Genomic DNA, 9053 nt, shown 5'->3' with positions numbered 1-9053 from the left:
CGGCCGAGACCTGTGCGAGGACACGATCGATGCAGACCGCCGCTGAGACCGCCGTGCCGGCTCCGCCTCAGCTGGAGCCGTGGCAGGACGACTTCTCGACGATCTACCGCAGCGGGCGGTTCGACCACCTCTGGTACGCGGCGCGCTATCCCGACGTCGGCCTGACCGACTTGTCCCCGCTCGAGCACTACGTGAAGTACGGCGCCCGGCTCGGCCGGCAGCCGCGGCCGGACTTTCCGGGCACGCCGGACGAGGCGGTGGACGGGAGCTACGTCAATCCGTTCGCGGCCTGGATCCGGGCACGCGCTGAGACCGAGCCCGCGCCGGCCTGGAACCGGCCGGTCGTCTCGGTCCTGTGCATCACCTACAATCAGGAAGCGTTCATCCGCCAGACGCTCGACAGCATCCTGAGCCAGCGGACCGACTTCCCGTTCGAGCTGATCGTCGGGGACGACAAATCGAGCGACGGCACGGCCGAGATCATCGCCGAGTACGCGGCGCGGCACCCGAATCTCGTCGCGATCCTGCGGCCGGAGAATGTCGGCGTCGTCAAGAACCTGGACGACATCGCGGGGCGGGTCTCGGGCGAGTACGTCGCCATCTGCGAGGGCGACGATTACTGGACGGATCCCGACAAGCTGCAGCGTCAGTTCGACTACATGCAGCAGCGGCCGGAATACACGCTGTGCTACCATCCGGTGAAGGTCGTCTACGAAGACATGCCGGCGGTGGAGGAGCAATACCCGGAGCATCCCAATCCGCAGCCGTCTCTCTCTGATCTCGTCGCGCACAACTTCATCCAGACCAACAGCGTGTTCTACCGCTGGCGGTATCGCGGCGGCGAGAGGCTCGAGATCGGCCGCGGCATCATCCCGGCCGACTGGTACATCCACCTGATGCACGCCGAGGTCGGCCGGATCGGGTTCCTGCCCCAGGTCATGGGCGTGTACCGCAAGCACGCGGGCGGCATGTGGGCCGCCTTCGACACCGTGCTGGCGCGGCACAAGCGGCTCGGCAAGTCGGAGATCGAGTTCTACCGGCAATTGCGCAGCCATTTCGGCGGCCGCTTCGCCGCGGAATACGAAGCCACGCAGAAGCGCATTTTCCGGCGCTTGGCCGAGGCCTATCTCGATGAGGAGGATCCGGCGCGGCTGGCGCAGCTCATCGAGGATCACCCCGACATCGCCGAGGCGGCCCTGAACGAGTTGGGTCTGACCGCGGCCGACCGGCCGCGGGGGGATCCGACCGCCCTGCGGACCTGGATCGAGGATCAGCTCACCGTCAGCGTCGTCGTCACATCCTACAACCACGCCGGCACCATCCGGCGCTGCCTCGACGGCGTGCTCGGACAGCGCGGCCTGTTCCGGATGCAGGTGGTGATCGGCGACGACCGGTCCACCGACGGCACCGCGGAGATCATCGAGGAGTACCGCCTCCGCCATCCCGACCGCATCACCGTCCGATCGCGGGAGCGCAATCTCGGCATGTTGCAGAACATGCGCGACTGCGTCGCTGCCTGCACCGGCCGGTTCGTCGCCTTCTGCGAGGGGGACGATTACTGGATCTCCGACCGGAAAATCGGCCTGCAGCTGCGCATGCTGCGGACGGATCCGGCGCTCGACATGTGCTTCAACTGGGTCCTGCTGCACCACGTGGCGAACGGATCGTACATTCCGCATGAGGAGCAGGGCCGGTATCAGACCGGACCGATCAGCTTCCCGGTGCTCGCCCGCGCCCCGCTCACCGCGAACTTCTCGGCCTGCTTCTACCGGGCCGAGGCACTGCGCCGCGTGCCCGACGCCTTCTACGACGAGAAGGGCGCCGCCGACTGGCTGATGAACCTCTACATCGCCGACAAGGGCCGCATCGCGTTCCTGCGCGAGATCCTGTCGGTCTATACGATCCAGACCAAGGGGCAGTGGTCGGGTCTCGACGAGACCATCAAGAACCTTCTGATCGGCCAATACCAGAAGCGGTTCGCGACGATCTTCGGTGAGGGACGCGGCTTCGAGAAGTTCGAGGTTGGTTGCACCATCGCCGAGCTCGACGCGGAACTGCCCGATGCCTTCGCGCGGGCCCATCTAGAGGCGCCGCAGGACCGGGTCTGGGCCGAGATTCAGGATGGGCAGGTCGTGTTCACCGGCTGGATCGTCGCGGCGAACCGGGAGAAGGCTACGCTCGTCGCGGAGATCGACGGCGCGGTGCAGCGCATTCCCGTCGACGTCCACCGGCCCGACGTCATCGCGGCGGTCACGGGAGACATGCCGACGACGATGGAGGAGGCGCGCTGCGGCTTCCAGTTCGTGCTCCCCTACGCGCTGCACCTCGAAGTGCTGTTGCGGATCGAGGTCGCGCACGAGGTGAGGCCGTGGCTGTCGATTATACTCACGCATCGCGTGAAAAAGGCGGATCGGCAGGCCGCCTAGGCGCCGGCCCCCGGGGGCCGCCAGCGGAGCGACCCGGTCAGCCGCGATGACAGATGTCGCGCCGCGCGCCGAGACGAGCCTGCGACGGCAGCCGGTGCGGGCACGGCGTTGTCCGATTGCGCCGGACCGCGCAACTTGGTTGAAAGCTGGAAAGGCCGATCACCGGGATCCTTCGGACGGGTTCGGTCGTCGCGAACCCGACATCGGGGAGAGGAAAGCCGGCCATGGTCCGGATCGAGAAGCCGGCGATCGATCCCGATCGATTCGCCCAGGTCACCACTCTCGCCGCAGGTGCACATCCCCAAGGCGGCGCCTTGTGCGCGATGGAAGCCGTGGCCTTCATCGCCGGCGAGCCGGTTTCGGATCACCCCGCCTGCGCCTCGCCGAGCATCGCGGCGTTTATCCGCAGCTGGAGCGATGGCCTGCCGCAGACCGAGCGCGATGCCCTGATCCGCCCCCTCCTCCCGCTTCTCGTCGGGACGCGCGGCTCCGAGGCGCTGGAGCGCCAGCGCGTCGCCCGGGTGGCCGACTGGCTCGTCCGGACCCACGTGCCCGCTTGGTTTCACCTCGCCAAGCTGATCGTCGAGGGGGACGAGCTGGCCGATCTCCCCGCGCTCCAAGATGTGGCCGATCTCGCGGCCTTGTGTGATCACCTGAAGCGCGCCCGCAAACGCGCGGCTGTCGCGAATCTGACGCTGCGGCAGACCGGCCCCGAGGTCCGGGGCGCGGCCTGGGACGCGGCCCATCGCGCCGCCTGGGTGACTGTTCGCGACCCGCTCGAAGCCGCCGGCCCGCGGATCCTCGCCGCCGGATGGGATGCCGCCTACGCGTCCGCCTACGCGGCGGCCCGAGCCTACGGGAAGGCGCCTCTGGAGCCGACGCGGCGAGCCCTGCAGAAGACGGCGCTCGCTCTGGTCGAGGATCTGATCGTCATGCCGGAGCCGCCCTCCCCCGGGACCGATCCGGCGCCATGAGTGGCGGGCAGCCCACGGACCACGCCGTCCGCCGAGCCGGTTCGGTCCTGGCGGGGGCCCGCTGCCTCGTGCTCGGCGGCGGTGGCTTCCTTGGGCTGAACCTGTGCAACCGTCTGGCGGAGGCGGGCGCCGAGGTCACCTGCTTCAGCCGCAGCCACCCACAGGCCGAGGTGCTCGACCGCCGCGTCACCCGGGTGACCGGCCAATTCGGGGATCGCCTCGCCATCGCCACCGCGGTCGAGCGCCAGGACGTCGTCTTCCACCTGATCGCCGGGTCGATCCCCGAAAGTTCAAATCGAGATCCATCCGCGGAGCTCGGGGCGACGCCGATCGCCACCTTGCACCTGCTCGAGATCTGCCGTTCGGCCCGGATCAAGAAGCTCGTGTTCTCATCCTCTGGCGGTGCGATCTACGGCGTCCCGCACGCGATCCCGATCTCGGAACAGTCGCCGACCGACCCGATCTCGGCTTACGGCATCAGCAAGCTGATGATCGAGAAGGCGCTATACCTGTACCGTCATCTCCACGGAATCGATTACCAGATCCTGCGAATCGCCAATCCGTACGGCCGGTTTCAGCTCGGCACCAAGCACCAGGGCCTGATCGGGAACTACATCTTCCGGGTGCTCTCTGACTTGCCGCTGGAGGTTTGGGGGACCGGAGAGGTGGTGCGCGACTTCCTGCACATCGACGACGTCAGCGACGCGTTTCTGGCCGCGGTCGCCTACGATGGGCCTCACAAGGTTATGAACGTCGGCAGCGGCCTGGGATTGAGCATCAACGAGATCATCGCCGAATTGAAGGAGGCTTTCGGGCGGGACCACCTCCCCTGCGTGCACAAGTCGGCCCGCGCCGCCGACGTGCCCGCCAACGTGCTCGACACTGCGTTGATCCGTTCTGAGTTCGGCTGGCAGCCGCGCGTCGCTCTGCGCGAAGGGCTCATCAGTACGATCGCGTGGATGCGTGCGCATCTAGCGGAGACGCGGACGGAGCGGCACTGAGCCCCGCCGGCGAGGGACGATGTGACGTGCGCGCGATTCCCATCGCGGCTCACGGCGCGAGAGAGCCAGTTTGGCAGGTCTGACCGTCACTTCGCCCCGGAGGGGCCACGATTGTCGGCGACAGTGCGACGCGAGTCGCGAGGAGACCGCATGTCCTTCCTACACGATCTGCCGATCGCCGACCTGATCGCGCATTACGGCTACGTGGCTATCTTCGTCATCATCACGCTGGAGAGTGCCGGACTGCCGCTGCCCGGCGAGACGGTGTTGCTGACCTCGGCGGCCTATGCGGGCAGCACCGGTAACATCAACATCGCCATCGTCGTGGCGATCGCGGCGACCGCCGCCATCCTGGGCGACAATGCCGGCTACTGGGTCGGCCGCCGCTGGGGGCTGCCCCTGCTCCTGCGCAAGGGGCATCTGATCGGGCTCGACCACGGTCGGCTCAAGCTCGGCCAGTACCTGTTCCGCCGGCACGGCGGGAAGATCGTGTTCTTCGGCCGTTTTACCGCGATGCTGCGCGCCTATGCGGCCGTGCTCGCCGGCGTGAACAAGCTCGATGCGCGCCGTTTCATGGCCTTCAACGCGCTGGGCGGTGTGGCCTGGGCTTCGATCATGGGCTTCGGCGCCTACCTGTGCGGCCGCTCGATAGAGAACGTCATGGGACCGGTCGGCCTTGGGCTGCTAGCCTTCGTCTTGCTGGGCGCCGTTGCGCTGTGGATGTTTATGCGCCGGCACGAAGCGCGCCTGATGCTCGCCGCGGAGGCTGCGATCCCGGGGCCGCTTGCCGAAGGCGTGGATGATGAAACCGCACCGCCGCAGGGTACGGCAGCGGTGACCCACGGGATCCTAGAACCGAGCCCCTCGCTCCAGGTGAACTTCCAGAGCCAGGTCGAAGCCCTCCTAGCGCAGCGGGTGAGCGCTCCGACCCGGACCGCTCCACCGGCTGCCGAATCAAGCCCACGCAAGCCTTGGCCCTTGTGGTTCAGGTTCGTTGTGATCCTCGTCGCGGCGGCCGTCGGCATGACGCTGGTCTCGTGGCACGATGGCGTGACCGGAGGCGCTTACGGGCGCCTCGTCGGGCACGTCGGGATTCTTGGTATCGCGCTGATCCTTCTCGTGCCCACCGCTCTCCTGATGGTGCTCGGTCTGAGGCTACGGCGTCCGAAAGATCGGGTCGTCTCTGAGGGCGAGGAGGAGGCGATCGGACTGGCGGCGTGACCGCGTCCAGTTGGCTGACCTGGCGGACGTTCCCCGGTGCTCGCGCGATGGGAACATAGGGTTCACCGGTCGTGCTATCCGCCTCACGCGACAGGTGCGCTCCGGCCGTTCCGGCTGCACGACGGTGATCTTCTTCGTCGGTCCCTGAGCGGAGTGAGCTCGGGCGGCGTGTGGCCGGGGACGCTGGCGCCGACGGGAGGAGCCGGCGCTCGAAGCTGGAAATCACTAGCCCCTGTGGCCCTTGAAGAACTGCCTCGCCCGCGCGAACGGCGTGAGGACGTGAGCGCGGTCCAAAGCGGCGCGGATCTCGGCGGCGAGACGCACCGCGACGATCTCGCGGGCGGGATCGTCATAATGGACGATGTCGTAGAAGGTCCCCTCCTCCCGGTCGCGGAAGATGCCACTGAGGTCGAGGGCCGTGAAGGTGCGCCGGTACGGCCGCCGCTCGGCGAGCTGCGCGGTGAACGCCTCCAGCTTGGCATATTGGCGGTCGAGGTAGGCGAGGAATGTCCCCGAGGCGACGCCACGCTCGGCCTCCGTAAGGTGGCGCTTGCGCAGGATCGTCGGCTGCAGAACGCTCACCACCGGCACTCGGTAATCATGGGACAGCTTGGTTAGCCGGTGGGCCGCGAGTTCGTAATGGTGGACGATGGAGTTCTCCCAGCCGGGGCTCTGCCAGCCGACCTCCGCTCGCAGCCGCTTCAACTCCTCGTAGATCAGCGTGATCAGCGCATCATAGGACAGGCCATCCTCCCGGGCCCGGGGATCGTGCGTGTCGAAGAAGTGGTCGTAGAGCGTCTGGGTGATGAAGGCGTTATACGGGTGTCCCGGTCGGGGATCGTACGTCCAGGGCTGAAATAGATCGGTGCTGCCGCTGAGCACGAGGATCGCGTCGGGACTGCAGGTCACAAGACGCGACCAGATCAGGTGAGTCATCTGCGTGAGGCAGCTCGACATCACCCCGAAATTGTAGACCTTCGCACTGGTCAGTCCGTCGGCGCGCAGGATCCGCTCGAGGCGGCCGGGGAGCGTGTTGGCGATGTCGCCACCGTCGATCGTGGTCGAATCGCCGACTACGAGGATTCGGGTCTCGCCCGCCGGCTTGCGCTCGACGATTGGCGCCGCGTTCAGGAATCCGTGAGCGTCGAATGGGACGCCGTAATGGCTCGCCCCCGGCTTGCCGGCAAACTGGATGAACGGGCTGGGGTAGCGCGTGTTCGAGTCGAAATAGCCGAAATGGTGCAGGAACTTGCGCCGCCGCGCGGCATCCTCGCTCTCCGGGGGCGGCCAGAGCTGATCGACGCCCGGGGCGGTCAGAGCTGCCATCATGGTGTCCCGGAGCGCCGCGTAACCGGCTGCGTTGAGCCGCACGCCGTCGTCGCTGAGTGCTGGCCGGAGTGCACCCGTCTCGGTGGCGAGAACGGCGTCATAATCGATGAACTGCGCCCCGAATAAATGCACGTGATCGCGCAACCACGCGTTGACGTGCCCGATGAGCGAGACCGGCAAGCCGGCTGCCCCCGGTGAGGCCGGATCCACCGGCGGGATCGAGCCGACCCAGGTCCGCACGTACAGGTCGCGCGCGTCCTGCAGCATCGCGGTGATGTCGGCCACGATGGCCTCCTGAGACGCGGAGCGACCGCGGCCGAGGATGTCGTCACGTCCGCCGATCAGGTGAAGCCCCTTCGCTCCATAGGCGGCGATGTCGGAGCGCAGCCGCCGCGCCATATCCCGGGTAGACTGCCCGGCGATCCCTCGGGGCACCGTCTGCGGTCCGGAAAACAGGGTCGGCGTCTCCGCCGTCAATCCCGACGTCACAGAGTCGCCGAAGAACAAGATCGGGCCGAACGGGAACAGCGGCTTTTTCGCCTCTGACATCGCTCGGCTGCCTCAACGTGCCGCGAAGATCTCGACCCCATCGAGGTGCAGATGCTGCTCCTCGTCGAGATCAACCTTCAGGTAGCGGAACCGAACGTTGTCGAACCGCAGATGCAGGGGAAGGCCGGGATGACAGTGAGCGTCCACGGCATCGAAAACGAGGCGGTAATCGTTCTCGGTCTCGCCCAGCCAGACCCGCATGAGCTGCGCCCGCTCGCTGGGCTGGCCCCAGCGGTTGTAGATCCGGATCTCCGACACCCGCTCGATCGCGCCGAGGTCGAGCACGAACCAGGGGTTCTGGTCGAGGGCCGTGTGGAAGAAGAAGGATGGGTCGCCGGTCGTGCGCTCGCCGTACACCCCCGTCGTGCCCGACCAGGGCGAGGCCGAGCTTGCGTGCCAAGTCTTGCCCAGCGCCATGTTCTCCGACGGTCGCGCCCAGACCAGTGCGTCCCGCTCGAGTTCGTCGATCAGTGTCCGGATCCGCTTCGACGGCTCGCGCAGAGCCGGGATCTCAAGCTCGAGCTTGTAGATCAGGTTCGACAGAATGCTCTGGTCGAAGCGGTGATCGATGAAGCCGTCGCAATCCGGCAGGCCGAGCTGGTTCGGGATGTCGGTGACGACTCTGGCGTCGCGCGCGTAGCGCAGCCACTCGGCGACGAGGTGGCGGGTCGCCGGGCTCACCATGAAGGCAATCCAGGAGGCTTGGATCTGGTCGGCGTTCCAGTAGCGCTCCGAGTCGCAATCCATGAGCACGAAACAGTCGCGCTTGGTCCAGAGCCGCTGCGGCTTCCCGTGCAGCACGCCGACCGCGACCCGGCGCTCGGACTCGGCGAGCCACGTCAGGAGCGGCGCCGCTGGCGGCAGCGGATCCTCGCCCACCGCCTGCATCCCCGTGTCGCTGAAGACGATGAAGTCGCCATCCCGGCGCTTCTCCAGCGCGTCGGCGATGATGAAGGGCTTCCAGGCCCAGTTCCCCGCCCCACGCGAGCGGTCGAGGATCTCCCGGTGCTCGCGGTAGAACGCCGTCTGGCGCAGCCGGTCTGGCGACCAGTTCTCGACCGTGTCGAAGTCGCCGGTGGCCGCCGCGGCGGCTGCTAGACGGCGCTGGCTCTCCACGTAATGGTACTTCGCCGCGAAGCTGACTAGCGTCTTGTGTCGTCCGCGCAGGCGGCGGCGCTGGCCCATCCGCACCTCGGCGCGATGCATTTCGTACGCGTTGACGCACAATGCCTCGGGCGCCTCGTCCTCCCTGGCCAACGGGGTCCTCCTGATGATCGGCTGTGGGCTTGTCACCGACTTTAGCAACTTCGGCAAGGTTGCGGCGGATGCCGCCGCCGCCGCGGATTAGCCATGGAGGCCGGAGGCGCGACAGTGGCTTGCGCGGCCCTCAGGGCATTGACCTGAGTGATCCCAAGCGGGTCAAAGCGCCAGCACGACCGTAGGACCGCGTCCTAAGCGAGGTATTTGTCGGACGGGACGGACGGCGTCTTCACGACGACGGTGACGGCGTCTGTCAGCGCCTCGAACCCCGTCGCCTCGCCCGGCTCTGCGGT

5 protein-coding genes and 1 pseudogene are annotated in these 9053 nt (G+C 67.3%); 4 read left to right on the top strand and 2 right to left on the bottom strand.

The features are described from left to right. The first annotated feature begins 29 nt into the window (after positions 1-29). The 4 genes and pseudogenes from BLT59_RS30110 to BLT59_RS32080 all read left to right on the top strand — a co-directional run. Entirely contained in the window at positions 30-2426 is a 2397-nt protein-coding gene (locus tag BLT59_RS30110; RefSeq protein ID WP_091789834.1) for a glycosyltransferase family 2 protein, read from the top strand. Between the two features lie 224 nt (positions 2427-2650). Then, positions 2651-3400: a hypothetical protein gene (locus BLT59_RS30105; protein WP_091789831.1), complete on the top strand. Its 750-nt coding sequence runs from the start codon at positions 2651-2653 to the stop codon at positions 3398-3400. After that, on the top strand, positions 3397-4401 hold the full coding sequence (locus BLT59_RS30100; protein WP_091789828.1) for an NAD-dependent epimerase/dehydratase family protein: 1005 nt from the start codon (positions 3397-3399) through the stop codon (positions 4399-4401). Before BLT59_RS30105 ends, BLT59_RS30100 begins: the two co-directional genes overlap by 4 nt. A 150-nt stretch (positions 4402-4551) precedes the next feature. Then, a pseudogene (locus BLT59_RS32080) lies at positions 4552-5187 on the top strand (DedA family protein); the annotation flags it as partial. 660 nt (positions 5188-5847) lie between these two features. Here the strand turns inward: BLT59_RS32080 and BLT59_RS30090 are convergent. After that, positions 5848-7500: a GDSL-type esterase/lipase family protein gene (locus tag BLT59_RS30090; protein WP_091789821.1), complete on the bottom strand. Its 1653-nt coding sequence runs from the start codon at positions 7498-7500 to the stop codon at positions 5848-5850. A 12-nt stretch (positions 7501-7512) separates the two neighbouring features. Next, complete coding sequence (locus tag BLT59_RS30085; protein WP_091789818.1) at positions 7513-8757, bottom strand: discoidin/SUN/FTP domain-containing protein; 1245 nt, start codon at positions 8755-8757, stop codon at positions 7513-7515. Positions 8758-9053: the final 296 nt, after the last annotated feature.

It is taken from the genome of Methylobacterium sp. UNC378MF (assembly GCF_900103195.1).
Classification (GTDB): Bacteria; Pseudomonadota; Alphaproteobacteria; order Rhizobiales; family Beijerinckiaceae; genus Methylobacterium.
Note: the sequence above shows the minus strand (reverse complement) of the source record. Positions and strands in the feature narration are given on the sequence as shown.

What these genes read in the sequence shown, in the direction of transcription:
- BLT59_RS30110 (WP_091789834.1), top strand. Translation starts at nt 30, where the DNA reads ATGCAGACCGCCGCTGAGACCGCCGTGCCGGCTCCGCCTCAGCTGGAG.
- BLT59_RS30105 (WP_091789831.1), top strand. Translation starts at nt 2,651, where the DNA reads ATGGTCCGGATCGAGAAGCCGGCGATCGATCCCGATCGATTCGCCCAG.
- BLT59_RS30100 (WP_091789828.1), top strand. Translation starts at nt 3,397, where the DNA reads ATGAGTGGCGGGCAGCCCACGGACCACGCCGTCCGCCGAGCCGGTTCG.
- BLT59_RS30090 (WP_091789821.1), bottom strand. Translation starts at nt 7,500, where the DNA reads ATGTCAGAGGCGAAAAAGCCGCTGTTCCCGTTCGGCCCGATCTTGTTC.